Origin of the sequence: Neorhizobium sp. BETTINA12A, assembly GCF_023006485.1 — a bacterium.
In the GTDB taxonomy this organism is placed as follows: Bacteria; Pseudomonadota; Alphaproteobacteria; order Rhizobiales; family Rhizobiaceae; genus Neorhizobium.
The window spans coordinates 1-24,916 of record NZ_JALBGW010000010.1 but is presented as its reverse complement, the minus strand read 5'-3'; the positions used below and the strand labels follow the sequence as shown (position 1 = coordinate 24,916).

22 protein-coding genes are annotated in these 24,916 nt (G+C 62.0%); 11 read left to right on the top strand and 11 right to left on the bottom strand.

The window, feature by feature from the left end; translation table 11 throughout:
- Positions 1-86 precede the first annotated feature (86 nt).
- From MOV61_RS05005 to MOV61_RS04985, 5 genes are read left to right on the top strand one after another with little or no spacing between them, the layout of a single operon-like run.
- Positions 87-1,568, top strand: coding sequence for a DUF6212 domain-containing protein (locus MOV61_RS05005; RefSeq protein WP_247135799.1), 1,482 nt, complete (start codon positions 87-89; stop codon positions 1,566-1,568).
- On the top strand, positions 1,558-4,236 hold the full coding sequence (locus MOV61_RS05000; protein WP_247135798.1) for a glycosyltransferase: 2,679 nt from the start codon (positions 1,558-1,560) through the stop codon (positions 4,234-4,236). The genes MOV61_RS05005 and MOV61_RS05000 overlap by 11 nt, the downstream gene beginning before the upstream one ends.
- A gap of 39 nt (positions 4,237-4,275) precedes the next feature.
- Positions 4,276-5,454 (top strand): polysaccharide pyruvyl transferase family protein, encoded by a 1,179-nt coding sequence (locus MOV61_RS04995; protein WP_038544745.1) that lies wholly within the window; start codon positions 4,276-4,278, stop codon positions 5,452-5,454.
- Positions 5,455-5,507: 53 nt separating this feature from the next.
- Positions 5,508-6,680, top strand: coding sequence for a polysaccharide pyruvyl transferase family protein (locus MOV61_RS04990; RefSeq protein WP_038544743.1), 1,173 nt, complete (start codon positions 5,508-5,510; stop codon positions 6,678-6,680).
- A 22-nt stretch (positions 6,681-6,702) separates the two neighbouring features.
- Positions 6,703-7,809 carry a glycoside hydrolase gene (locus MOV61_RS04985; protein WP_247135797.1) on the top strand — a complete coding sequence of 369 codons (1,107 nt, stop codon included), beginning with the start codon at positions 6,703-6,705 and terminating at the stop codon, positions 7,807-7,809.
- 55 nt (positions 7,810-7,864) lie between these two features.
- Here the strand turns inward: MOV61_RS04985 and MOV61_RS04980 are convergent, their stop codons facing one another.
- The 6 genes from MOV61_RS04980 to MOV61_RS04955 all read right to left on the bottom strand — a co-directional run bounded on the left by MOV61_RS04980 (position 7,865) and on the right by MOV61_RS04955 (position 13,560).
- Positions 7,865-8,623, bottom strand: a complete 759-nt coding sequence (locus MOV61_RS04980; RefSeq protein WP_247135796.1) for a GGDEF domain-containing protein — start codon at positions 8,621-8,623, stop codon at positions 7,865-7,867.
- Between the two features lie 200 nt (positions 8,624-8,823).
- Positions 8,824-9,015, bottom strand: coding sequence for a hypothetical protein (locus MOV61_RS04975; RefSeq protein WP_247032353.1), 192 nt, complete (start codon positions 9,013-9,015; stop codon positions 8,824-8,826).
- A gap of 87 nt (positions 9,016-9,102) precedes the next feature.
- On the bottom strand, positions 9,103-9,654 hold the full coding sequence (locus MOV61_RS04970) for an AraC family transcriptional regulator (protein ID WP_247135795.1): 552 nt from the start codon (positions 9,652-9,654) through the stop codon (positions 9,103-9,105).
- Between the two features lie 405 nt (positions 9,655-10,059).
- Positions 10,060-11,130 (bottom strand): LLM class flavin-dependent oxidoreductase, encoded by a 1,071-nt coding sequence (locus MOV61_RS04965; protein ID WP_247135794.1) that lies wholly within the window; start codon positions 11,128-11,130, stop codon positions 10,060-10,062.
- Between the two features lie 87 nt (positions 11,131-11,217).
- A complete protein-coding gene (locus MOV61_RS04960; RefSeq protein ID WP_247135793.1) occupies positions 11,218-11,994 on the bottom strand; it encodes an SDR family oxidoreductase in 777 nt (258 codons plus the stop codon).
- 204 nt (positions 11,995-12,198) lie between these two features.
- A complete protein-coding gene (locus tag MOV61_RS04955) occupies positions 12,199-13,560 on the bottom strand; it encodes an amidase (RefSeq protein WP_247135792.1) in 1,362 nt (453 codons plus the stop codon).
- A 164-nt stretch (positions 13,561-13,724) separates the two neighbouring features.
- Here MOV61_RS04955 and MOV61_RS04950 point away from each other — a divergent pair, with 164 nt between their 5' ends.
- A complete protein-coding gene (locus MOV61_RS04950; RefSeq protein WP_247135791.1) occupies positions 13,725-14,027 on the top strand; it encodes a hypothetical protein in 303 nt (100 codons plus the stop codon).
- A gap of 6 nt (positions 14,028-14,033) precedes the next feature.
- Here MOV61_RS04950 and MOV61_RS04945 read toward each other — a convergent pair whose 3' ends face one another.
- Complete coding sequence (locus tag MOV61_RS04945; protein ID WP_247135790.1) at positions 14,034-14,888, bottom strand: glycerophosphodiester phosphodiesterase family protein; 855 nt, start codon at positions 14,886-14,888, stop codon at positions 14,034-14,036.
- A 205-nt stretch (positions 14,889-15,093) separates the two neighbouring features.
- Here MOV61_RS04945 and MOV61_RS04940 point away from each other — a divergent pair, with 205 nt between their 5' ends.
- From MOV61_RS04940 to MOV61_RS04930, 3 genes are all read left to right on the top strand, one after another.
- Positions 15,094-15,507: a DUF983 domain-containing protein gene (locus MOV61_RS04940; protein WP_247135789.1), complete on the top strand. Its 414-nt coding sequence runs from the start codon at positions 15,094-15,096 to the stop codon at positions 15,505-15,507.
- Between the two features lie 101 nt (positions 15,508-15,608).
- The gene (locus MOV61_RS04935; protein WP_038544728.1) at positions 15,609-15,857 is read left to right on the top strand and encodes a hypothetical protein; all 249 of its coding nucleotides are present in this window, start codon (positions 15,609-15,611) and stop codon (positions 15,855-15,857) included.
- A gap of 121 nt (positions 15,858-15,978) precedes the next feature.
- The gene (locus MOV61_RS04930) at positions 15,979-16,836 is read left to right on the top strand and encodes an SDR family oxidoreductase (RefSeq protein WP_247135788.1); all 858 of its coding nucleotides are present in this window, start codon (positions 15,979-15,981) and stop codon (positions 16,834-16,836) included.
- A gap of 73 nt (positions 16,837-16,909) precedes the next feature.
- Here the strand turns inward: MOV61_RS04930 and MOV61_RS04925 are convergent, their stop codons facing one another.
- The 4 genes from MOV61_RS04925 to treZ form a co-directional block, all read right to left on the bottom strand.
- Positions 16,910-17,194 (bottom strand): hypothetical protein, encoded by a 285-nt coding sequence (locus MOV61_RS04925; RefSeq protein WP_247135787.1) that lies wholly within the window; start codon positions 17,192-17,194, stop codon positions 16,910-16,912.
- Positions 17,191-18,519 (bottom strand): NAD(P)/FAD-dependent oxidoreductase, encoded by a 1,329-nt coding sequence (locus tag MOV61_RS04920; protein WP_247135786.1) that lies wholly within the window; start codon positions 18,517-18,519, stop codon positions 17,191-17,193. The genes MOV61_RS04925 and MOV61_RS04920 overlap by 4 nt, the downstream gene beginning before the upstream one ends.
- 353 nt (positions 18,520-18,872) lie before the next feature.
- Positions 18,873-21,416 (bottom strand): malto-oligosyltrehalose synthase, encoded by a 2,544-nt coding sequence (gene treY / locus MOV61_RS04915; RefSeq protein WP_247135785.1) that lies wholly within the window; start codon positions 21,414-21,416, stop codon positions 18,873-18,875.
- Entirely contained in the window at positions 21,413-23,224 is a 1,812-nt protein-coding gene (treZ, locus tag MOV61_RS04910; protein ID WP_247135784.1) for a malto-oligosyltrehalose trehalohydrolase, read from the bottom strand. Before treZ ends, treY begins: the two co-directional genes overlap by 4 nt.
- A gap of 186 nt (positions 23,225-23,410) precedes the next feature.
- Here treZ and MOV61_RS04905 point away from each other — a divergent pair, with 186 nt between their 5' ends.
- Positions 23,411-24,541: an acyl-CoA dehydrogenase family protein gene (locus tag MOV61_RS04905; protein WP_247135783.1), complete on the top strand. Its 1,131-nt coding sequence runs from the start codon at positions 23,411-23,413 to the stop codon at positions 24,539-24,541.
- Between the two features lie 10 nt (positions 24,542-24,551).
- On the top strand, positions 24,552-24,916 hold a 365-nt coding region (locus MOV61_RS04900), incomplete at its 3' end, for an SDR family NAD(P)-dependent oxidoreductase (protein ID WP_247135782.1).

Sequence of the window (24,916 nt, the reverse complement as noted above, 5' to 3'; positions counted from 1 at the left end):
CATCAAAGGCGCCGGATGACTTTGATAAAGTTTGGTTATCCGGGATATTTGTTCTTTGTTGCAGGGTAATTCTTCAGGGGCGGTGCGTGCTAAATTTGACGTCTTCCGGCATTGGGAAACAACTGGTGACGAGAAAGCTGATCGCGGCATCTGTCCGGGATCGGTCCTGCTTCGAAGGAAGCGATATCGAGCATCAGGTCGTTTTCCTCGATGCCGATGGCCTTCCTCCGGTGACATTGCAGAATGCTTTTCCATTGGTCGCTGTCGCCTATTCGGACGAGGGAGAGGCGGATCTGCAGGCGGGTTTGGCGCTGCTTGGACCGTTGGGCACGGTCCCCGCCGTTCCCATCCGCCGGCTTGATCCCACAAACAGGCCGGAAAGCCTCCCGCTTCTGCAGGCTCTGACCGAAGGCAGCGTCGGCCGGCTTGCGCGATACAGCGCCTCGATCACTTCGGAGCTTGCGATCCTGCGAAGGGAACGAGAAACGCTGCTGGAAAACTACCGGGCGCTCGAAGATGCGTTCCAGGCGCGAAACTGGGAGCCGGTTTCGGAGATTTTCTCCCACGATCCGTATGCTGATCCGAAGGACGAGGGCATCGGGCCGCTACTTGCCGCAGCCTTTATCGAGCAACTTCTGCCGGTATCCAGCCTTGGCGTGGCGGGGTTTGCCCTTCACCTTCACTCGGTGCCCAGAGTCAGCGGAGAGCTTGTCGTCGCGTTGAGCTATCTCGAGAGCGGCGAAGGGGTTGCCGAGTGGACTGTCCCCTATGCGCAGCTCGTGCCGAACTGGAATTTCTTCTCGCTGCCCCGCGCCTGTGGGGGAGCTGCGCGCACGTTGCGGCTGCGGATCTCTGCGACCGGGCCGGAGACTATCGGCCTTTCGCTCGGCTATCCGATCGCCGGCGAGCGTTATTCGGCGCGCTCGGAACTTCCGCATCCGGATCTCGACCTGCGCCCGCTGGCGTTCAAGGTGTTCACGGGGTTGCCCGGGGTCAAGCCCACCAGAACCCCCAACATGATCGCGCCGAGCAACCTGCTTGAAGGCCAGTACACTGTCGACTATCGCTTGGCTGTCGCTACGTTGAGTCAGATCGCCGACGTTTCGGTCACGCCCATCGTCCCGGAATTCCAGACGGTGCGATTCCTCGAGCATGAGCATGCCATCGTCTGCCATCCATTGCCGAGCGGCATATCGGCCGGCGCGGTCAGCCGCGCCGTCGAGCCCGGAACGATATCCTTTTCGGTGACGGCCTTTATCGATCATCCGGAAGGCAAGCCCGCGGCGGTCAGCTTCCTGCTTGCGCCGGCAAATTCGAATGCGCGTTCCGAAGTGGCCGAGATCGCGCGAAAGGGCACGGCCAGGCCATCGGCATTCTTCAGCGGATGGCGCGAAGTCACTTCCAGCGAGGTCGTCAATATCAACATTCAGCTGGACGAGCCGGTACGCGGCCCGATGGATCTGATGATCCTCAGCCGCGCAGTGACGGATTCCGTCGACTTCTCCTGGCTTAAAGTGTCGGGCTTCAGGATGGTCAAGCAATTTACGGAGGCCACCGATGTCCGGTAACAGGGAGCCAGCGGACCTGATCGCCGTGGCCATGCCTCTCTACGGTCACGCGGCACTTGCTCTTGAGGCGATCGAGTCGGTGCTTGCCTCGAAACCCGGCAACTGCCGGATCGTCATCGTCGTCTCCGTCGACGGCGATCCGCGGCATGAGACGTTCGATCAGCTGCTGCTCTACGCCGCGGCCCATCCTTGCATCCATGTCATATTCGGCCGGAACGCCGGCCCGGGCGGCGCACGCAATCGCGCCATCGATTTCGTCATCGAGCACTTTCCCGAGGCGAAGGCCGTCTATTTCCTCGATGCCGACAACCGCATCCTTCCCGGCACGATCGAAACGCTTTACCGGCAGCTCGTCGCCAGCGGCTGCGGGTGGGTTTATACGAATATCGACACATTTTCGGTCAGCTGGCGCGCCCATTACGGCAATCGCTATTCGCGGCTGGTGCACTGCATCACCGACAATATCTGCGATACGGGATCGATGATCTCGATCGAGGTTTTTAAGGACGGCGTCCGCTTCAATGACGACCGGCAGAACGGTTTCGAGGATTGGGAATTCTGGCTGTCGTGCATCGAGCACGGTTTCGTCGGCATCCCCTGCCACGACACCGTCTTCGAATACAGGCTGAGGGCGGAAAGCCGCTTCAAGGAGGCGAACCGCGACCGCGCCACGTCGGTCAGTTTCCTGCGCAAGCGCCACATGCCGTTGTTCCAGCGCCCGATGCTGGTGGATTTCGAGCATGAGGATTGCCCGCGCTACCTGTTTGCGCGGACGGAAGATACGGCGATCTCCTTCTTCACCGATCCCACCAAACCACCGACGATGCTTCGCCTCGACGACATTATCCCGGCCTTCTGGGGCAATATCGGCGAACCGGACAATGAACATTTTCCGCCATTCCTGGTCGCCGGAAGCGGCGCGGCGCTCGATCTTCTGCGACGCTCGCGCATGCTGCCGAACGTGCTTGCTCATCTCGAGCGTCTGAGCGAGGTGAGCAACGTCGTCTTCGTCCAGCTCGCCAACGATGCCTCCCAGCGCAAGATCGAGCCGGTCATTCATGGGCCGGGCGCGCAAAAAATCGGCCCCGCCGATCTCGTTTTCCTGTCGACCCGGATCGTCCAGGACGTGGTCCAGAACAATGCCGTCGACTGGTTCGCCTCGATCGCAAGCCAGCAGGTATGGCCGACATCGGCCGTTCTGAAAGTGCGCTTCCCTTTTCCAAGAAGCCTTCCGCGCCGCTCTCTCATCACGCCTCAACAGGTGATGATCAATTGCCTCAACGCGATTGCTTCGAGCCCCCTCCGCGAGACGGCGGGCAGGCGGTGGACCTGGCGTCCGGCGCGGCTCGTGCCCTATACCGATCTCCACAAAGCGTTGCGCAAGGAGATCGGAGGATCGCCGATCCTGCCGCTCGGACACAACGAGGGCAAACGCACCGTGGCGCTGCTCGTGCCGAACGCCTCGTTCGGCGGGGCTGAAAAGGTCGTCTATGCCGCGGCCCGGGAGTTGAAGGCGGCCGGTTACGAGACCCACCTCTTCGTGCTCGGCACGTCCCGGATGGACGTGATCGACGAATTCGATGCCAGCTTCGACTACATCCATTTCTGGGAGGCAGGAATTCCGGCCTGGGGAGGTTCGGGTTCTTTCCTCGGACAGGATTTCATCGCCGAGGAGCATTCTGTCGACTGGCAGGCGCTCAAAGGGCAGCTTTCCGGTTTCGACCTGGTGATCAACAACCACGTGATGGCCGTCCATCCCCTCATCGCGCGACTGCGCTCCGAAGGCACGCGCACCGCCTGCTATCTGCACGTCGTGGACAACACGGGCTTCAAGAGACCCGCCGGTCAGCCCTTCGCAGCGATTGCCCACGAGCATTGCTATGATGCCTTCCTGACCTGCTCCGAACAGCTCAAGATCTATCTGCACAGCTACGGTGTCCCGCACGAGAAGGTTTTCGCCGTTGCGAACGGTGCGAGCTTTTCGGTGCCGCCCAAAGCCCTGGCGGAGGTTCTGGCCGTCAGGCGGATTGAGCGCAAGGATGACCGCTTGCGGATTCTCTACATGGGCCGGTTTGACCAGCAGAAGGGCATCGACAGGCTGGCGGCGGTGCTTGCGGAATTGCGGGCCTCCAACGTCGCCTTCGACGCCCGGGCTATCGGGGGAGAAATTCTTGCCGATTCCAGGGTCTCCTGGAGTGAACGGCTGAAGGACCTCGGCGTGGACGTGCGCCCGCCGGTCTTTGCGAGCAAGGATCTCATCAAGGCGCTCGGCTGGGCCGATGTTCTCCTCATGCCGTCACGGTGGGAGGGCGCGCCGTTGATGATCGCCGAGGCACAGCAACTCGGCTGCGTGCCCATCGCGACCGCGGTCGGCGCGGTGGACGAGCTCATTTGCGACGGCGAGGACGGCATACTCATCAACGCGGCTTCCGATCCTCAGATGGTGAGGGAGATGGCACGCATCATTGAAGAGGTTGCGCGCAATCGCGGAAAACTTGCACCGCTCATGGAGGGCTGCATCAGAACCGCCGCACACCGGTCATGGACTTCCTCCTTCTCGGAGTTCATCGCGTGGAGCGATCGGTCCGTGAAAAATTCGTCACTGTCCCGCGCCGCGGTCTTTCGCGAGCAGGCGGCGGCAAATCCCGTGGTCGCGGCAGCTGGCTGATTGCCGGGCCGCTCCTTTGAAACAGAAAGGTCTTGTCGAATGCGCCCGCGAATTCTCGTGACGGGTATTCCCGGTCACTACACGCGCCTTGCCAATGGCGCCCATGGTTCGTCCGTCTCCTATTCGGAGCGGCAGAAGCAGCCGGAAACGAAAGAGGAGTTCCTGCAGGAGCTGCGCAACATCAGCAATACCGGGAACTACCTGATCGGCGAAGGCGCCCTGCGGGCGCTCGCGCCGCATGCCAAGCAGGTTCCCTTCTGGCATCTCTACAATCTGAGCAAGAGCGGCAGCGGGTTCGATGAGTTCAACGCCAATTTCGATATCTGCGTCTTCACCTGCGCCAACCTGTTGCGCAAGGGGCTTTCCGCGGATGCCGAGGCGGATGTGCTGAGCCGGCTCAACATGCCGATCGTCATGCTGGGCATCGGGTTGCAGAACCGCAAGGACCTGGAAAACAATCTTCCGGAAGGAACGAAGCGGCTTCTGGCCGTCCTGAAGGAGCGAGAGCACTATTTCCTGACACGCGGCTACGAGTCCGCGGGCTTCCTGAAGGATCAGGGTTTTTCCTTCGTGCGCCCGACCGGCTGCCCTTCCGTCTATTTCATGCCGGACAACATGCGCCGGTCGATGAAGAAGCTGCCGAGCGTCAAGATCGGCAAGGCGAAGACCATTTTTTCGGGTTATCTCGGCGGCAATCAGGACGCGATCCTCGATGCGAACGCGCTCGCTCCTGAGGATACCGTACCGCCATACGTCGTGCAGGACGAGTTCCTTCACTTCGATATGAAGGTGGAACCAAATGACGAGGGACGTGTCTATGATTCCGCGTCGGGCCGGATGATCGGCGATCTGACTTATCCCGGCACTGAACGGGAGAAGCAGCGGTTCGAGGTTCGCACCTTCTTCGACAACAACCAGTGGCGCGGCTGGGCCTCCTCGATGGATTTCAATTTCGGCCGGCGTTTTCACGGTTCGATCATCGCCATGCAGGCGGCCGTGCCCAGTCTGATGGTGGCGGTGGACGACCGCATGCGCGAGATGCTGGGCTTCACCGGCCTGCCGGCTGTCGACATCACGGAGGTCGACAAGGCGGAGAATCGCGCCGAGTTCGTGGCCGACCATCTGACGCAGCTCAACACCAGCGAACTCGTCGACCGGTATTCCGATCGCGAGAGCGCCTTCCGCACCACGCTTCGCGAAATTGGCATCGGCCTTTAGCGAGGCCCTATCCAGGGCCCGCGGGCCATCACCCTTCGGTTCAGAGGACAGTCATGCGTATCTTGCTTACGGGCATTCCATCCTATCTGCAGCGGACGATTGCGGACGTCTCCGGCACGACCGTTATCCATCGGCCCTATTTCGACGAGACGAGGACAAAAAAGGATCTGATCGCGCAGGTCAGGAAGATCGCCAATACCGGCAACTACCTGATCGGCGAGGGAGCGGCCGAGAGCCTGCGCGGCCATAACGTCACCTATCTGCCGTTCTGGCATCTGGCCAACAATCGGGAGTCGAACGAGATTTTCGAGCAGGTGAACAGCGAGTTCGATCTCTGCGTCTTCGCCTCCGCCAATCTGCTGCGGCCCGGCTATTCCGCCGATCTCGAGGCGGAAATCTTCGCGAAGCTGACGATGCCGGTCGTGGTGATGGGCATCGGCATCCAGCGCAAGGAGGGCCTCAAGGATCAATTGCCGGCCGGTACGCTCAAGTTCCTGGACGTGTTGCGGAACAAGGAAAGTTTCTTCCTCACGCGCGGTTACTTCACAGCCGAATTCCTGCGGGAGCAGGGGATGAAGTTCGTCAAGCCGACGGGCTGCCCGTCACTCTATTTCTCGCCGAATGATATGAAACGTTCGCTGACCGCGCTCGCCAACCCGGCGCTGGCGGAAGCCCAGAAGATCGCCTTCGGCGGCTATCTCGGCAGCGTCGCCGACACCATCGTTGACGCCCACGCACTGCTCAAGCCCGACAGTGTCGCAAGCTATGTCGTGCAGGACGAACTTGTTGCCTACAACCTTTCGCTGACCGGCAGCGACACTGACATCGCCTATGACCGGTCGAGTGCGCGCATCACCGGGGGCACGGAATACAAGCATTCGGAGAAATGGCAGCGGAAATACGAGTTGCTGGTCTATTTCGATACGAACCAGTGGCGCGGGGCAATGTCGGAGCGAGATCTCTGCTTCGGCCGCCGCTTCCATGGCTGCATCATCGGCATGCAGGCCGGCACGCCCGCCCTGATGATCGCCGTCGACGACCGGATGCGGGAGATGCTGGAATTCATCGGCTTCCCTTATATCGAGGCCTCCACCTGGAACAGGGAGACGGACAAGCGCGCCTATCTCGCCAATTTCCTCGGCAAGATCGACACGCAGGCCGTGATCGACCGTTATTCCGCGTGCGAGGCGAATTTCCGCAGTGCTCTGGGGCAGATCGGACTTTGAGCGGATGAAGGCGGCGGTGCGGATGCGCGCGATCCTTGCCTGCGCGCTGGCGGTGTTCTGGGCGTTTGCTCCGGTGCCGCCGGCGGGCGCGCGCGATGTGGCTATCGATCGCATCGGCGTCAACCGGGTAAACCTCGCCTGGCTTTCTCGCGCCGATCAGGAGCGCATCCTGAAGGAAATCGCGGCGAGTGGCATCACCCATGTCCGGCTTTCGCTGTCAATGCCGGTGGACAGGAGCATCGATGCGCTCGAAATCGCGGACCGGCTCGGGCTGAAAATCCTTCTCGAGATCCAGTTCGGCAACAAGGATTATTATCCCCAGGGGGTGCGTCCCCGCACCGGTTTCGGCCGTATCTGGGATGTTCAGCGGCTTTCAGATCTCGACCTTGACCTTTACCGGTCGCAATTGCGCTCGGCCCTTCGCCGCATCGACGGCATGGGCATTCGCATCGACGCGGTCGAGCCCGGAAACGAGATAAACTACAGCGCCTACAACGGCGACCTCGTCGTCTACGAAAAGCCCGGGCGACGGACACCGCGCAACGCCTCGGAAGTCGCAGACCGCACGGCGTTCGGGCGCGGGCTTGACGCCTATGTCGGTGCCGTTCGCATCACGCGGGAGGAGTTGCGGGCGACGGTCCATAGCCGCGAGGCGCTTTTGATCTCGGCCGGGCTTTCCGATGTCGGCATAAGCGAGGCCGATAGCCGTGGCATGGAGCGGCTCGACCCCGGCGAATTCATCCCACTCCTGCAGGCCCGAGGGATCGATGCGCTGGTCGATGGCTATGGAATTCATCTCTATCCGGGGCGCAAGGACGATGCGGCGCTGACACGCTATGTCAGAAAGCTTCTCAACTTCTGCCGGCCTGAAGGTCAAGGCAAGCCGTGCTGGGTAACCGAATGGGGCATTGCCAACACCGCACTTTCCTGCCCGGTCGACGATCGCCAACGGGAAGTGGCGGTTCGTGCGATGCGCCGCAGCTTTGAAGAGCTGATGGACGAAGGAAGGCTGAGAGCGGCCTTCTATTATGACTGGGACACCCAACCGGTCTATAGCGTCTGGCGCTGCGGCGCCTTAAGCCCGGCCGGCGTCGCGGCCACGAAAACGGGTAACGGCGACGCGAGGTAGGAAAATCCACGACCTCGAAGGCCGAATATGCGGGGCAGACGCTAGGGTTTCCCGTTCAAGAGAACCGTTCCCGGAACAGGGGCGAGCCGGCCTCCTCCTCCGCGATGGCGGCTCGGTTGGCAGCCTCGCGCAGCGCCTGAAAGTCGGTTTGGTGCTCGACCCTGGTGCCGCCAAGCCGCACCGTCACCGATATCTGCCGCTCCTGTCCGGCTGTGAACGTGGTTTCCCTTACCTGCATGCGGATACGCTCGCAGATCTTGCCGGCATTTTCCGTTGACGTGCCGGGCAGATAGATGCCGAGTTCGTCCGAGGCAAGGCGGGCGACGAGATCACCAAAACGCACGGAAGAATATACGATCCGGACCATCGATTGAAGCAGTGTATCAGCCCATTGTGGACCGTAACGGCGATCGATCGCATCGAAATCATCAATCCTGAGAACGAGCAAGACACCATCGGAGCTTTCCGTGCTGCTTATGCGTCTGCGTTCTATCGCATGCTCGACCGAATTCGCAAATTCGCCGGCGCGCATCGTGCCTGTGACGGGGGCACGACCGAGCGCCTGCCGAAGCTCTTCTTGGGTATCACGAAGCGCTTCGTTACGGAGATAAAGCGCCAATTGAAGCGGAAATGTAACAGCAGCCGATATCAACGCCACGGCTGTCAGTTCCACCCAGAACGGACGTTGGGGAACAAGCAGGCTCAATACCCAAACAATCGCGATCGCTCCAATCGCAGCCGCGAGGGTGCGGAGCATTGCCGTCTTGATATGCGGTATGAGTAAAGCTTGGCGAAAACGGGAATACAGGGTCATCGGTTGGCGGAGCTTTTGTGGTGGTCTCTATCTTTGAGATATTCCGTGAAATACCGGGTGAATAAATCCTATGGTATTTTAACAGGGTACGAAGAATTTGATCGCCACGATCAACCGGATCACTAGCCTGGGAGGCCTATCGCCGATGCCGTTGGCGCAGAGCCGGCATTGGTTCAGATTTCCTTGATGCCGCCAGTTTCCTAGATGGATGGCATCCGCTGATGTTCGTCAGCCTTTGCGTGATAGAGCGCTTCCAAGGCGCTTTGCGCCCTCAGAAGCTCGTCAGTATGGGTCTGCGTGATGCTCGATACAAGGGCTGCGACGAGCTCGCGCCTGCGCTTCACGAGGTTTTCGATTGCCGCTTCTACCGCATCCAGGTGCTCCTGGGCCATGATATTCTCCTGTGATGGAATGCCGTCAGCCAGGGGCACCTTTGATCGGCTTGGCAGCCGCGCCGCCGCGAATTCGAATGATTTCGGTCAGTTCAGCGCAACAGTGACCGGCTCGTGGCTGCTGTGTCCGGACCTTTCGCGCAGCATCTGTTTTCGCCATGCATTAGGAGCAATTCCGTACAGGCGGCGGAAACTGTTGGTGAGGTGCGCCTGGTCGGTCATGCCGCATTCCAGGGCGATCTGGCAGAGCGGTTCGTTCGTGTCGGTCATCATCCGGCAGGCCGTTTCCATGCGCATGCGGGTGACGTATTTGTGCGGTGTCTCGCCAAGGCTTGCCTTGAAGGCGCGCTGGAAGTGGCCGCTGCTCACGTTGCAGAGACCTGCCAAGGCCTCGATGCGGATTGTCGAGCGGAGATACATGTCGACATAGGTCTGCACATTGCGCATCTGCCAGGGGGTGAGGCCGCCGGCAGCGATCTGGCGGAGCGCCGGATCGGATCCGGAGTGATCCGGATCGCCCATGGGCGGCCTGGTGACAAGTCCTTCAAGGTCGATATCGGACGCCCAAAACCTTGAAATGTCGTCGCGCCTTGTCAGGGGGGCGGCGGACTGTGCCTTCGCGGGCTGTGGGGAGTGCATCCTAAGTCTCCTTCACTGCTATTGTGCTTGATCTCGGTCGGCGCGACGTCGAAGGGAGGCAAATGGGGGGATGCCCCTCGGCTCGTATCGATGATCGGAATTTTAACGCCGAGGCAGGCGGTGAGACTATTGAACAAGGGGACTGTTCCCCCTATCCAAAGGTATGACCGGGACGCACGGAAATTGTCTTGCCACCTTCGGAAGCCTGCGTGTCTGCCCCGCACCACATCAAAAAAGCTCCGGGTCGATGGTTCCGGAGCTGTTGCTTTCTTTGGCAGTCGGTGAAGTGCCGGCGGCGCCGCTTCAGTCGAAGAATGCCCGTCGTCTTCGATGAGATAACGTTGGTCTGGAGGCCTGACTGCGGAGGAGAGACCGACTGGTTCCGCGATAAACCGGCGTTTCGCGTCAGCGGCGCAAAAGCGGGAGCAACTGGTCGCCCTGCCGCTTGATCTCCTGGAGATAAGGCGTGTCGGAGAGCACGAAATGGGTGATGCCTAGATCCTCGTATCTGCGCAGCGAACGGGCGACGTCTTGCGCTGAACCAACGAGCCAGGTGGTGCCGGCGCCACCGCCGCCGAATTTTCCGGGCGCCGTGTAAAGGTTGTCGTCGAGGACATCGCCGCGCTCGTGCAGTTCGAGCAGCCGGCGCTGGCCGACGGCGACCGGCTTTCCGTGGTCGTTCCAGTTGCCGGCCTTACCCTTGGCCATCTCGGCGACCTTCGCCTCGGCCTCGGCCCAGGCCTGTTCCGTCGTGTCGCGGACGAGAGTGGTGATCCGCAGCCCGAATTGAAGCGGAGGAAGGTCGCGGTCGAACTGCCTGCTCAGCGCCTTCAGCCGTTCGATCCTCTCCCGCACGCCGTCGAGCGGTTCACCCCAGAAAAGCTGGATATCGGCTTCCGTCGCGGCCACCCGTTCGGCGGCTTCCGAAGCGCCGCCGAAATAGAGTTTCGGGTGCTTGCGGTCGTCGCGGGGCTGGAGGCGAGGCTCGATCGTGGAACCGGTGACCTGGAAATGCTCGCCCCTGAACGTAACGTTTTCTTCGGTCCAAAGCCGACGCACCAGCCGCATGAATTCCTTGGTACGCGCATAACGATGCGCCTGATCGCCCTCGCTGTCGCCATAGGCGGCCAGATTGTCCTGGCCCGAGACGATGTTGACCCGCACCCGGCCGCCGCTCAGGTGGTCGAGCGTGGCCGCGGCGGAGGCGAAATTGGCCGGCCGCCAATAACCCGGGCGGATGGCGATCAGCGGCTCGAAGGTGGTGGTACGGGCGGCAAGGGCGGTTGCGATGGTGAACGTATCCGGCCGGCCCCAGCCGGTGCCGACGAGCGCGCCTTTCCAGCCATGCTCCTCCAGCGCCTTGGCATGGTTGGTCAGCGTCTCCAGGCTGTTGTGGTTCTCGGCGGAGGAATCGCCGCGATGGCCGGCTTTGACATCGTTCGGGATATACCAAAGGAACTCGGAATTGCTGCTCATGTTATCGACCTGCATCTTTAATGACTGAAATAGGGAAATGAGTGGAAGGCAGCGTGGCGCACGCCGGCCGGGGTCCGAGAGGTTCCGTCAGACGACGATCGGGTTGAGGGCGCCGTCCATCCCGATCACGACGCCGGTGACGTAGCTTGCCTTCGGCGAACTCAGGAAGGTGACGACGTTGGCGATCTCGTCAGGCGTCGCCATGCGGCCGAGAGGGATGCGCTGGACCAGCTTTTCGAGCGCCGCCTGCTCGCTGATGCCGTGGAGTGCCGCCTCTGCCCGAAGGCCCTCGGTTACCCGTTCCGTTTCGGTATTGCCGGGATTGATGCCGATGATCCGCAATCCGCTGGCGGCATAGGCGTTTGCAAGGCCGACGGTCGCCAGCATCAGCGCCGCGTTGGCGGCCCCGCCCGGAAGGTGGATCGGTGATGCGACCTTGCCGCCGCCGCCGATGACATTGACGATCACGCCCGCCTGGCGGGCCGCCATCCGTTTGACCACCGGATCAATGACATTGATGTAGGAGAAATATTTGGCGTCCATCGCGGCCCGCCAGTGGGCCGGGCTCAGGTCCTGGGGCGGTGTGCGGCGCGCGGCGCCTGCGCAGTTGACGAGAATATCCAGCGCTCCCACGTCGGCTTCGATCTTGTCGACGAGCGACAGCGCCTCGTTTTCCGATATCAGATCGGCCGCAAAGCCGATTGCGCCGGGCAGTTTTGCCAGAGCCGCATCGATATTCGCCTGGGAACGCGAACAGATGACGACGCGCGCGCCTTCGGACAGAAGAGATTGGGCGCAGGCGAGGCCGATGCCCTTCGAGCCGCCCGTGATCAGTGCCGTCTTGCCGTTCAAATCGAGTTGCATGGTGGCCGCTTTCCTCAAAATCCAGGGGAGAGGCTAGGCTCTCGAGGATATCGGAACAAGCAAAAGGCAACTGCCGTGATCCCGGTTACGGGGAAACGGTTCCTTAGTTAGCTGTCCAGGGAGGCAACTCTTCCATGCGGCGCACCTGGGCGCAATTTGCGGGGGCGCTGATGTCTGCTGGAGCCGATCCGGGCTCCGCCATTCCTACCCTCTGATGATTTCCTCATAAGCCATCGCGGCCTGCAGCAGTGTTTCATCGCAATTGGCATTGGCCGACAGGAGGAAGCCAACCGGCATGCCGGCATCGCCGGTGCCGCAGGGGATGGAGACGCCGCACCAGTCGAGGAAGTTGCCGAAGCCGGTATTGCGCAGCGTCCTGCCGTTCGTGGCGAAGAACAGCTCGTCGTCCTTTACGAGCGGTGCTATCGGCGGGGCCACATGGGCGACCGATGGCATGGCGACCAAGCGGTCGCCGACCAGTGCCTCGGTTTCGGCAATCATCCGGGCGCGGTTTTCAACGATGGCAATATAGTCGGACAGGCTGGTCTTTTCTCCGAGGCGGGTGCGGGCGACCACCCGGTGGTCCATCTCCTCCGCATCCGGTCCCGACAGCTTCTCGCGATGCAGGGCGAAGGCTTCGGCGGTCACCATCGGACCGTATTTCACCATCAGCTTCGGGAGTTCGTCGAAGGTCGGGAAGGCGAGGCGGGTGATCCTGGCTCCGGCCTTTGCAAGGCGCTCGATCGCCGCTTCGAAGGCGGCCACCACGCCCGGCTCGGCGCCGTCGAGGACGATATTGGTCGGGATCACGATATCGAGCGGTCGGGCCGGTTGGCGGGCCGTCTGCGGTGCAGCAAGCCCGCGCATGGCGGCATCCACCCAGACCGCATCCTGCACCGTGCGGCAGAGCGGGCCGAGCGAATCGAGGCTGGTCGCCAGCGGATAGACGCCGTTCATCGCATAACGGCCGCGGGTCGCCTTGTAACCGACGATGCCGTTGAAGCCCGCCGGGATGCGGATCGAGCCGCCGGTATCGGTGCCCATCGCGACGGGCACGAGGCCGGCTGCGACCGCGACGCCGGAACCGGAGGAGGAGCCGCCGGGAATGCGCGGCGCATCCTTGCCATGCGGATTGTGCGGCGTACCGTAATGCGGATTGATGCCGATGCCGGAAAAGGCGAATTCGCTCATATTGGTGCGGCCGACCGCGACCATGCCCGCCTGTTTCAGCAGGTCGACGATCGCTGCGTCCTTCGCGGCGGGAGCGGCCTTCTTCAGCACTTTCGAGCCGGCGGTGGTCGGCAGGCCCTCGATGTCGAAGAGGTCCTTCCAGGCGATCGGGATGCCGTCGAGCAGGCCGAGCGAGCGGCCTTCCTTAAGGCGCTTGGAGGAGCCTTGCGCTTCCGCCATAGCGCGATCCTCGAGAAGCGAGATGAACACGGCCTTGTCGGGATAGGCCTTGATACCCGAGAGGACCGATTCCGTGACCTCGATCGGATCGACCTTGCCCATCTGGATGAGCGCGGAAAGCTCGGCGATCGACATCGCTCCAAAGGTTTTCGTCACGGCTGTCATTCTCCCCATTGCGTTACTGGCGGCCCACAGATGTATCGGATATTTTGGCGATGGGTAGAGGATTTATCGGCTCGCCAGGTGGTATGGAACCTCCCGCATATCCGCGAAGTTCAGTGAGTCCACCGCATCGGCGGGACATCGGGAAGGATCAGCCCATGAGAAACATCATCGCCATAACCGGTCTCGTGATCGCGCTTGCCGGCTGCAGCACGGACGGCGACGGAACCACCGGAGCAATCGATATCGGGCCGGGCATCCGGCCGATCCCCGGCAGCATCATCTATCGTGGCCAGCCGCGCACCAAGCTCACCAAGGCGCCGATCGGCAGCGTCGTGCCGCACGAGTTCCGCAACGAACTTGGCCAGCGGGTCGAGGAAAATTACATCATCCAGCCGGACCGCAGTCTCAAGCTGGTCAACCGGCGGGTGTTTCGCGATCCGTTCGGGTTGGACGATTGATGAACTTCAACCGGAAATCGCCGCCCAGGCACGTTCGGTAGCCACCGGTTCGTCGGTGGTGATCTGATCCGGCTTCAGCTCCATCAGGGCGGAGAAGCTGCGGGCTTCGGTCTCGTCGAAACCGGCGTCCGGGTTCTTGAGATTGAAGGTCCAGGCATCCACCAGCCTGCCGGCATCATGGCAGAGGCCGATCAGGTCGAGCCCGTCTTTGGCTGCCTGCAGCACCAGCGGCCAGTGCAGATAGATGGTGTCAGGCTCGGTCGGGCCGGCGATATCGGCGCGCAGATCCGTTTCGACGGCCTTGAGGCCCTGGTGGTGATAGATCTCCATGAGCTTGCCGGTCGGGTCGATGCCGCGCTTGAGGCCCGGCAGTCTCTGCTTGATGGCGACGACAAGATCGAGATCGGCACCGCTGACGATGATCGAGGAGCCGTCATTGCCGAAATGATCGGCGAGGTGGTCCATGCCGCGTGCGCCGATCGCCTCAAGTCCGTCCTTCATGTCGAACTGCAGCAGTGCGTCCGGATGAGCCGTTTCAAGCATTGTCGCGAGATCCTCGCTGAGGATCGGCGGATGGCCGCCCTGCAGAAGCGACAGGCCGCGGATAGTTTCGGGCAAAGCATCACGGATGAGGCCGTGGCCGGTGGTTTCACCGTCGAGCTCCTCGTCGTGCAGCACGACAAAGCCGCCATCGGCGCGGACGCGCAGGTCGAGTTCGGTCGATGCTCCAAGGCGAAAACCTTCCACCATGACGCGCGCGGAAAACAGCGGGTCCTTGAAGCTGCGGCGCAGGCGATGCCACTTCAACCGGGTGAAATGACCCTGATGGGCGATGCCGAGGCCTGAAAATTCTGAAGCCATGAAATTCCGTCTAAGGTGAAGGGCAACGATTCGATCGACGCCAGACTATTGTTTTGGAGCTGCCTGCCATAGATCGATGACAGAAGTTTCGTGCCGAGCCTCAAAAGCCGAGATTGTGCCCGGCAGGGAACGACTTGTTATAAAGGTCTGCCGGATAACTATCCGGAAAACACATTTTGTCTCCTGTCACGAAAGGCAGATTTCCATGTCCCATGACGCGAACTGGGCGCCTCTTCCTCCCTATAGCACCGGCCCGCGTGGCCGTTGCCCGCGTTGCGGCCAGGGGCATCTGTTCAACGGGTTCCTGTCGATGCGGCCGGCCTGCGAGGTCTGCGGCCTCGATTATTCCTTCGCTGATCCCGGAGACGGTCCCGCCTTTTTCGTGATGTGCTTCGGCTGCATTCCGAGCATTGCGCTTGCTGTCTGGATCGAGACCAGTTTCCAGCCGCCATTCTGGGTGCATCTGCTGATCTCGCTTCCCTTCCTGCTCCTCACCTGCCTTGCGCCGATGCGGCCGCTGAAGGGCTGGCTGGTCGCGAGCCAGTATTTTTACAAGGCAGGCCCCGGCAAGGTCGACCGGGAGCCATCATCGCCTGTTGACGGCGAGAACGGCGGCTGACCGACGGAAGGACTTCGGGGCTCGCGTTAAAACCGAGCCGGAAGATGAGGAACAATCTTCTCCGCAAACCATTCGGCAGGTGACAGTTCAAGGAGCCTGCAATGTCCGATGCCGATGAAATCGAAATGGAAACGCGCCGAAGGTCGCTCGCGGTCGAGGGAGCGATGCTGATGCTGATTGACGGTCTGGCCGCCCGGGGCACCATCTCGGCAGACGAGGCGGAGGACATGTTGCAAATCCTGTCGAAGAGCTCGGATTTTTCGGCGGCGCGGGCTGCAAGCTCGCTGCGGATCGTCAATCAGCTGAAACGCCTGCGGCGGGGCGACGGAGCAATCACCCCTGGGGCGTGAGCCGAAAGGTGGGGTCGCGTCGCATTTTCTCTTTTTTGATTGTGCATTTTGATTGGGAACAACTCCAGACGAGGCCAGTTGGGGCGATCAGTTCGCGACCTCGACAACAAGGAAGATTTTGATGGCCCAGTATCCCACTCCGCCGTTTCCCGAACAGCAGCAGCCGATGCCGGGCTTTACCGGGCGCATGGATCCGGTTCCGGATCACGGCGAGCGTTCCTACCGCGGTTCCGGCCGGCTGGCCGGCAAGAAGGCGGTGATCACAGGCGGCGACAGCGGCATCGGCCGGGCCGTGGCGATCGCTTACGCGCGCGAGGGCGCCGATCTCTTGATTTCCTATCTGGATGAAGACGAGGATGCCGAGGATACCAAGCGCCTGGTCGAGGAGGCCGGCCGCAAGGCGGTTCTGGTGCCGGGCGACATCAAGACCGCGGCGCATTGCCGGGCGATCATCGACAAGGCGGTCCAGGAATTCGGCGGGATCGATATCCTCGTCAACAACGCCGCTCATCAGGCGACGTTTTCCGACATCGGCGACATCAGCGACGAGGAATGGGAACTGACTTTCCAGGTCAACATCCATGCGATGTTCTATCTCACCAAGGCGGCAGTTCCCCACATGAAGCCGGGTAGTGCGATCATCAACACGGCATCGATCAATTCCGACAGTCCGAGCCCGACGCTGCTCGCCTATGCGACCACCAAGGGCGCGATCCAGAATTTCACGGCAGGCCTCGCACAGCTGCTGGCCGAAAAGGGCATACGCGCCAATGCGGTCGCACCCGGGCCGATCTGGACGCCGCTCATTCCCTCCACCATGACGGAAGACCGGGTGAAGGAATTCGGCAAGCAGGTGCCGATGAAACGTCCCGGCCAGCCGGCCGAGCTTGCGACGGCCTATGTGATGCTCGCCGATCCGCTCTCCAGCTACGTTTCCGGCACGACGATCGCCGTCACCGGCGGCAAGCCCATCCTGTAGTTAAGCTCTCCTCCCACGAAAACAGCGGCGGCGTGGGCTCACGCCGCCGTTCATGTTTGGCGGGTACATTTTCTCAGGTGCGGCGGCCGACTTCCCGTGCCAGATCCTCAAAACAGATTTTGGTGCCTTGCTCGTTCGCTTCGTTTGCCAGAAGCAGCAGCCGGATCGGAAATGCGATCGCCTTCTGATGGGACGTCGAGACTGCGAGCGGCTTGTCGTCGGCAAGCACGGTGCGTTCGGCCGCCTGCAGGGCGCTCTGAATGTCGGCATGGGAGACGACACCCTTTTCGACCAGAAGCCGGTTGATTGCGGCAACGGCGAGATAGAGGCCTTCGAGCTGCGGATTGGCGGTGTTCATGTCTCTGTCCTTTGCGTGGAAGACGGAACCGAGGTGGCGGCGTTTTCATCGATCAGCCGCGCTCCGCGCTGCTGGGTCAAGTAACGCCAGATCCATTGTACGCTAACCAGCAGGCGTTTTTCAAAATTGACGAGCAGGTAGACGTGGACGAGCGCCCAGAGGAACCAGGCGACCCGACCCTTCAGCGTCCACTTGCCGAAGTCGAAGATCGCGGCATCGCGGCCGATGACGGCGGTGTTGCCGCGATTGTGGAACCGGAAAGGCTGGGGCGCCTTGCCGTCCAGCAGTCTCGCCCGCAGCGCCTTGCCGAGATATTGCCCCTGCTGCTTGGCGACCTGGGCGAGCGCCGGCAGCGGCTTGCCATCTTCCGCAAGCCCCAGCGCCGTGTCGCCGATCGCAAAGATATCCGGAAAGCCGGTGATGGAGAGGTCCGGTTCGACCGGAATGCGCCCTCCCGCCTTGCCTTCGATGCCGAGCCATCTGGCTGCGGGCGAGGCTTTGACACCCGCACCCCAGATGACGCAGCTGGTGCGGAAACGCTGCGAGCCGGCGATGACCTGGTCCCTGGTGACGGATTCCACTGCCAGATTGGTCATCACCTCGACGCCGGCCTTTTCCAGGGCCTTCAGGGCGTATTGGGTGAGGTTGTCGGGAAAGGTGGCGAGGATCTTCGGGCCGGCTTCGATGAGGATGACCCGCATGTGATCCGGCTCGAGCTTGCGGAAATCGCGGGTGATCATGAAGTGGCCGAGCTCGGCGATCGCGCCGGCCATTTCGACGCCGGTCGGGCCGCCGCCGATGATGACGCTGGTGAGCAGCGCCTTTTTTTCTTCCGGATCATGGGACAGCTCGGCCTTCTCGAAGGCGAGCAGCAGGCGCTGGCGGATCAGCCTTGCTTCGTGGATGGTTTTCAAGCCAGGCGCCCAGGCGCGCCAGTCGTCATGGCCGAAATAGTTGTAGTCCGAGCCGGTGGCGATGACGAGGCGGTCGTAGGGGACCGAGGTGCCGTTGTCGAGCATCACGGTCCTGGCGGCCGCATCGACGCCGGTGACTTCCGCCAGCATGACGTTGATGTTCTTGAAGCGCCCCAGCGTGCGGCGGATCGGTTCCGATATGTCGGCGGGAGACAGTGCGGCGGTCGCGACCTGATAGAGAAGCGGCTGGAAGAGATTATGGTTGCGCCGGTCGATGACGGTCACGTCGATGGGGCTGTTGCCGAGCGCTCCGGCCGTCGCAAGCCCGCCGAAACCGGCGCCGACAATGACGACGCGCGGTGGTTTTGTTTCTCCGCCCGTCATGCCGTTCTGCAAAGTTTCATCGACCATATTGCCCCACCCATTTGGCGGGGCAGGACCCCGCTAGACGTTCGTTCAACCCACGTCAGGCCCGTTTGTTCCGGGCATGTTTTTACCGGAACCTTTTAAGCCTGTCGTCGTTCAATTTCACGACATCAAAAGGAGAAAGTCATGAACAGCATCGTTTGGTTGGTCGGCGCGGTGGTCATCGTCATCGCTGTGCTTAATCTTGTCGGGTTTGCTTGATTTTTCAATGAATCCAATCGGAAGCCTTGCTTCCACCGGTATCCGTGAACCCCAAGCTGAAGAATATTGATAAGGCGCCGTCCCCCAAGGATCGGCGTCTTCGCTTTGTAAAAGGCCGGTTCGAGGGTGCGAGCGGGTCATTCCGCAAGGAGAAGCGCGAAGGGATGGTCTGCGAACACCAAGTTGACGGCGATGCGATCCTTGGGATCGATTGCCTTGCCGGTGCAGACATCGCGATAGCGGCGGTGTCCCAGCCTTTCGGGCAGAATTATCTCCGTTTCCGCCCAGCGTTCGGATCGAGACGGAGCAAGGCCCGCATGCAGCGCGCTGAATACAAGCCGCGGGGCGATGACGATGAAGGCGTCGTCCATGTCGGCGCGGGCGAAGGCGACGACGTTGTCGGCGCGCTTGCCCGACGCTCTAAGAGGCAGATATTCCCCCCGGCGAAACAAGGTCGGCGCCTCTTGGCGAACGCGCAGCAGGGTGGCGATGACATGCTGTTTCAGCCGGCCGGTCTGCCATTCGTCCTCCTCGGTGGAGGCGAGTTTTTCCTTCTCCGTCAACCGTCGCTGCAGCGTGGCGAAATCCGGCTCGCGGCGGTTGTCCGGATCGACGAGGCTGAGGTCGAGGCCCTCGCTGCCCTGATAGATGTCGGGTACGCCCGGCGCCGTCAGCTTGATGATCGTCTGGGTGATGCTGTTTACCAGGCCTGCGCGGATGAAGGGGCGCAGCGTGTTGGTGAAGTCAGTCAGAAAAGCCTGATTGCTGGGTGACAGAAGCGTGCGGGCGTACTCCAGGACCGCCTTCTCGTAGGTCTCATTTGGATCGCCCCAATTGGTGCGCAGCTTCGCCTCGCGCAGTGCCTTTTCGACATAGCCGAGGAAACGTGTCTCCAGCGCCTTGAGGCCTGTTGCTTCTTCGGTGTGGAGATCGTTTCGCCAGGCGCCGGCGAGCACCTGGTAGAGCATCCATTCGACCGCAGGTTCCGGAGCGGGTCCGTCGTCCAGCGCGCGGACGGCTTGGCTGTTGATCCTGCGCCAGCGATCCACGGCATCGGCCCAGAGGTCCGGGGCCTCGGTGATCGCATAAAGTCGAGCGCGGGCATCCTCGCCGCGCTTGGTATCATGGGTCGAGGTGCCAGACAGGGCGTCGGGCTGCCTTTCCAGCCGCGTCTGCATTTCCGCGTGGAAACGATCGAGCGAGAAGGGGCGGGGTAGGGGCTCGGCTCCGACCTCGTTCAGCGCCAGCGCCATGTGCTGCCGGAAGAACAGCGTGTCCTCCACGGATTTCGCCATCAGCGGACCGGTGAGCTGCTGGAAACGGGTGCGGAAGATCGACGCGCTGCTCGCTGCGGCCTGCTCGACATCGCCGATCAGGATGCGTTCCACGAAGGCGAGCGCCGCGTCGTCCGGCGGGTTCAAGTCGCTGCGCACCTTGGCCAGAACTTTGTCCAGCATCTCCCGGCCTTCTCTCGGAAGCCCCTGCTTCGTGCCATAGGTGCGGTAGACCGGAAAGGCGACGAGCAGTTCCCGCAGCGCTGACTTCACGGCTGTTTCCGACAGAGCGGATTCGCGGTCCTCGGTAGGCTGGATCTGCATGGCGATATTCAGCAGCGTCGAAACCTCGCCGGCGAAATTGTTGTCGGCCATCAGGAGCTTTGCGGCGCGCAGTTCGGCTTCCATGTCGACCGGTTGGCCGGCGATCCTTTCATAGGCGCTACGCAGTTCGTCCAGTTTGCGGCCGTCGACCAGGGCATCGCTGACGGCTGCGATGAACTCGTAACCGGTCGTGCCGGAGATCGGCCAGTCTGCCGGGATCTGCTCGCCTTCTCCGAGGATCTTTTCGACGGTGATGTAGCAATCCGGCCCGGCCTCCTGTCGTAGTCGTTCGAGATAGCCCTTGGGGTCGGCGAGGCCGTCGACGTGGTCGACGCGCAGACCGTCGACCATGCCGCTATGGACGAGTTCGAGGATCAGCCGGTGCGTATCGTCGAACACGGCGCCATCCTCCACCCGCACGCCGGCAAGCCCGGTAATCTCGAAAAAACGGCGATAGGAGAGGTCGCGCGGTGCGTCCCGCCAGGACGTCAGCCGGTAGGGCTGCTGGTCGTGCAGTCTGGCAATCGCGGCGCGATCGGTGATCTTCAGCACTTCCGTCTCGCGGCCGGCGTAATTCGCCGGGGCCAGCGGATAAAACGTGTCGTAGTAAGCCAAGGCCGGGTTGCCGGTTTTCGGATCGGTTTTGAGGGAAATCTCCCCGGCTTTCAGCACCTTCTCCAACGTATCGCCGAGGAAGGGCAATGTCAGGCGCCTGGTCCAGTCGATATCGAAATGGCAGGCATATCGGCTGTTCTCGCCGTTTTCGACGACATCGCGCCACCAGGGATTTTCAAGCGACGCCGCCATGTGGTTCGGGACGATATCGAGGATCAGGCCAAGGCCCTCGGCCTTCAACGCCTTCACCATGCGTTCGAAACCGTCGCGGCCGCCGATCGCGGGGTCGATCTCATTGGCGTCGGTCACATCATAGCCGTGGGTGGAGCCGGTCGTGGCGGTGAAGATGGGGGAGGCGTAGAGGTGGCTGATGCCGAGCCGCTTCAGATAGGGCACCAGTCCGCTGGCGCGATCGAAGGTCATGCCGTTGCGAAACTGGATCCGATAGGTGGCGGTCGGGATCATCATGCGGCGTCTCCGACGGCTTCGAAACGGACAAGGACGGAGTTTGGGTGCAGGTCCTTCGCCTGTTCCGGCCATGCAAAGATCACGCTGCCTGGCATGTCCGGCAGCGCCTGCGCCTTTTCGCCAAGGTTGAGCGCCATCGAGAGCGTGCCTTTCGGGAAGACCCAGGAGACCGCGAGGAAGCCCTTGTCGGTCCTCAGCACCTTGCCGGTGCGCCCGCCTGCTGAGCCGAGCAGGGGCATCACGATCTCCCGCCGCAGCTTCAGCAACGTCTTGGTAAATTCCAGCCAGTCCTTGCCGTCCGCCGATTTCAGCTTCTTCCAGTCGAGCCTGCAGGCATCGAAGGTCTTTCTGGCATTGGGGTCGGGGACGGTCTCTCCCTCGTGGCCCGCATGCCCTTCGAACTCCTTGCGGCGCCCGTCCCGCACCGCCTTGGCAAGATCGCCATGGAAATCGGTGAAGAACAGGAAAGGGTTGGTCTCGCCATATTCCTCACCCATGAAGAGAAGCGGGATATGCGGCGAGAGGAGAAGCATGGCGAGCAGCGGCTTCACCTTGTCGGGGCCTGCAAGCTCGATCAACCTCTCGCCCTGGGCGCGATTGCCGACCTGGTCGTGGTTCTGGATGAAATCCACGAAGGCGACCGGCGGCTGATCGCGGCTGGAAACGCCGCGCTTTTTACCGGTCTGCGGCGAGACCTCGCCCTGATAGGCGAAACCTTCCGCCAGCACCCGCGCCACCAGCATTTCCGGCTCCCTGGCGAAGTCCTTGTAATAGGCATGCGTCTCGCCGGTCGCCAGCACATGGGCGGCATTGTGGAGGTCGTCGTTCCATTCCGCGGTGAAGAGCGGCGCCTTGCCCTGCTCGTCGCGGGGATGCAGGAACGTGACGTTGCGGCTGTCCTCGGTGGTCAGGTGGATGGCGCGCTCGGGGATCTCGGCGCGGATACGTTCGGCGATCTCGATCAGTACGTGTTTTTCGGACGGGTCGTTGATCTGGTCGATGGCGTCGAAACGCAGTCCGTCGAGATGGAATTCCTCCAGCCAGTAGAGCGCGCATTCCGTGATGTAGCGCCGCACCGGCTCGACGTCATAGGCGATCGCGGCGCCCCAGGGCGTCATCTTTTGCCTGTGAAAGAAGGCGGGTGCCAGAAGCGGCAGGTAATTACCCTCCGGGCCGAAATGGTTGAGCACGATGTCGAGCACCACCGTCAGCCCGTGCCCGTGGGCGGCATCAATGAAGGCCTTGAAATCCTCTGGCGGACCGTAGGCGGCATGAGGCGCATAGAGGAGCACGCCGTCATACCCCCAACCTCGGGTTCCGCCGAAATGGGCGACGGGCATGACCTCGATCATGGTGATGCCGAGATCGGCGAGGTAAGGCAGCTTGTCGATCGCGGCGCGGAAGGTGCCTTCTTCCGTAAACGTGCCGATATGGATTTCATAGACGACCGTTTCTTCCCAGGGCCGGCCCTGCCATTCCGGATGCTGCCAAGTGTAGCTGGTCGGGTCGATCACCAGCGACGGGCCGTTGACGCTGTCCTTCTGGCCGCGCGAGGCGGGATCGGGCACGACCATGCCATCGGCGAGCACATAGGCATATTCGGCGCCCGGGGTGATGCCGGTTGCGAGCAGTTCGAACCAGCCGTCTTCGCTGCGGCTCATCTCGGTATCTTCGCCGTTCAGCCTCAGCGTCACGGTCTCCTGGCCGGGTGCCCAAAGCCGGAACCGCACTTCGCCGGCGGCGACATATTCGGCGCCCCACGTCTTTGGAAACGCGCGAAACTCGGTGACGGCATTCAGTTCCGGCATGCTGACCAGCCCCTGGTTGAGAGAGACCGGCAAACGGCCGAAGAGGCTTCGAGTTCCATTGTGGGGCACAGGCGCAATAAAATTGCGCGCGCGAGTAACAAATAACAAGTTCAAAGGAGTAGTCGCCGGGCCGGTTCGGTCCTAATTTAGCACTCATGCAGGCGGTTTCGGGGAGGAGATCAGTGCATGCTAACTGAGGAAGAAGAGCTTATCCGCTCGACTGCCGCGGAGTTTTCCCGGGAGGTGCTGAAGCCCGGAGCTGCCGCGCGCGACAAGTCGCACGCGATCGAGCCGGACGTTCTGAAACAACTCGGCGAACTCGGGTTTCTCGGCATGCACACGGCGGAGGAATGGGGCGGCGTCGGCTGTTCCTATGTCGCCTATGCCAGCGCGCTGATGGAGATCGCTGCCGGCGACGGCGCGGTCTCGACGCTGGTCAGCGTCCACAATTCCCCGGTCTGCTCCCTCCTCGACATGCACGCGTCCGACGACCAGAAGGAACGGTTTCTCAGGCCGCTCGCCGAGGGCCGTCATATCGGCGCCTTTGCGCTGACCGAGGCCGATACCGGCTCGGATGCCGCGGCCATCCGCACCCGCGCCGTGAGAGACGGCAGCGACTATGTCGTCAACGGCTCCAAGATGTTCATCACATCCGGCAAGATCGCCGGCACGGTGATCATTTTTGCGGTTACCGATCCGAGCGCCGGAAAACGCGGCATCTCCGCCTTCGTCACCTCGACCGATGTGCCCGGATTTTCGATTTCCAAGATCGAGGACAAGCTCGGCCAGAAGGCGTCCGATACCGCGGCGCTGATGTTCGACAACCTGCGCATTCCGGAAAGCCAGCGGATCGGGGCGGAAGGCGCCGGTTTGAAGATCGCGCTGTCGGGATTGGAAGCGGGCCGGATCGGCATCGCCGCCCAATGCGTCGGCATGGCGCAGGCAGCGTTCGACGTGGCGCTCACCTATGCCAAGGAACGCAAGACCTTCGGGAAGCTGCTGCTCGACCACCAGGCGGTCGCCTTCCGGCTGGCGGATGCGAAAACCCAGATCGAAGCGGCCCGGCAACTGGTCCTGCATGCGGCGCGGCTGAAGGATCGCGCCGCGCCGTGTCTCGACGAAGCCTGCATGGCGAAACTGTTCGCGTCCGAGATGGCTGAAAAGGTCTGTTCCGCGGCGATCCAGACGCTCGGCGGCTACGGCTACATTTCCGATTTCCCGGTCGAGCGGATCTATCGCGATGTCCGCGTCTGCCAGATCTACGAGGGCACATCCGACATCCAGAAGATCATTATCGCCCGCGGCCTGGCGAACTGAGGAGAACGGGATGTGGATCGAAGGCGGAAATTTTCTGGTGACCGGTGCCGCTTCCGGCCTTGGGCTCGCGACAGCTAAAATGCTTGCCGAAGCTGGCGGTTGCGTGGCTTTGCTCGACCTCGATGAGGCCGGCGGTCAGGCGAGAGCCGAAGAGCTCGGCCGCGGCACGATCTTCGTGAAGACGGATGTGCGCAGCGGCGAGGCGGTCGAGAACGCGGTCGCCAGGGCGGAGGCCGCCAACGGGCCGATCCGCGGGGCTGTCTGCTGCGCCGGCATCGCGCCGTCGGAAAAAGTGCTTGGAAAGCAAGGCGTCCATGCGCTCGAAAATTTTGCCCGCGCGTTGGAGATCAACACGATCGGAACGTTCAACGTGAT

Bases quoted from the DNA above. Each gene is read 5' to 3' on its own strand.
- MOV61_RS05000 (WP_247135798.1), top strand. From the start codon at position 1,558: ATGTCCGGTAACAGGGAGCCAGCGGACCTGATCGCCGTGGCCATGCCT.
- MOV61_RS04995 (WP_038544745.1), top strand. From the start codon at position 4,276: ATGCGCCCGCGAATTCTCGTGACGGGTATTCCCGGTCACTACACGCGC.
- MOV61_RS04990 (WP_038544743.1), top strand. From the start codon at position 5,508: ATGCGTATCTTGCTTACGGGCATTCCATCCTATCTGCAGCGGACGATT.
- MOV61_RS04985 (WP_247135797.1), top strand. From the start codon at position 6,703: ATGCGCGCGATCCTTGCCTGCGCGCTGGCGGTGTTCTGGGCGTTTGCT.
- MOV61_RS04980 (WP_247135796.1), bottom strand. From the start codon at position 8,623: ATGACCCTGTATTCCCGTTTTCGCCAAGCTTTACTCATACCGCATATC.
- MOV61_RS04975 (WP_247032353.1), bottom strand. From the start codon at position 9,015: ATGGCCCAGGAGCACCTGGATGCGGTAGAAGCGGCAATCGAAAACCTC.
- MOV61_RS04970 (WP_247135795.1), bottom strand. From the start codon at position 9,654: ATGCACTCCCCACAGCCCGCGAAGGCACAGTCCGCCGCCCCCCTGACA.
- MOV61_RS04965 (WP_247135794.1), bottom strand. From the start codon at position 11,130: ATGAGCAGCAATTCCGAGTTCCTTTGGTATATCCCGAACGATGTCAAA.
- MOV61_RS04960 (WP_247135793.1), bottom strand. From the start codon at position 11,994: ATGCAACTCGATTTGAACGGCAAGACGGCACTGATCACGGGCGGCTCG.
- MOV61_RS04950 (WP_247135791.1), top strand. From the start codon at position 13,725: ATGAGAAACATCATCGCCATAACCGGTCTCGTGATCGCGCTTGCCGGC.
- MOV61_RS04945 (WP_247135790.1), bottom strand. From the start codon at position 14,888: ATGGCTTCAGAATTTTCAGGCCTCGGCATCGCCCATCAGGGTCATTTC.
- MOV61_RS04940 (WP_247135789.1), top strand. From the start codon at position 15,094: ATGTCCCATGACGCGAACTGGGCGCCTCTTCCTCCCTATAGCACCGGC.
- MOV61_RS04935 (WP_038544728.1), top strand. From the start codon at position 15,609: ATGTCCGATGCCGATGAAATCGAAATGGAAACGCGCCGAAGGTCGCTC.
- MOV61_RS04930 (WP_247135788.1), top strand. From the start codon at position 15,979: ATGGCCCAGTATCCCACTCCGCCGTTTCCCGAACAGCAGCAGCCGATG.
- MOV61_RS04925 (WP_247135787.1), bottom strand. From the start codon at position 17,194: ATGAACACCGCCAATCCGCAGCTCGAAGGCCTCTATCTCGCCGTTGCC.
- MOV61_RS04920 (WP_247135786.1), bottom strand. From the start codon at position 18,519: ATGGTCGATGAAACTTTGCAGAACGGCATGACGGGCGGAGAAACAAAA.
- treY (WP_247135785.1), bottom strand. From the start codon at position 21,416: ATGATGATCCCGACCGCCACCTATCGGATCCAGTTTCGCAACGGCATG.
- treZ (WP_247135784.1), bottom strand. From the start codon at position 23,224: ATGCCGGAACTGAATGCCGTCACCGAGTTTCGCGCGTTTCCAAAGACG.
- MOV61_RS04905 (WP_247135783.1), top strand. From the start codon at position 23,411: ATGCTAACTGAGGAAGAAGAGCTTATCCGCTCGACTGCCGCGGAGTTT.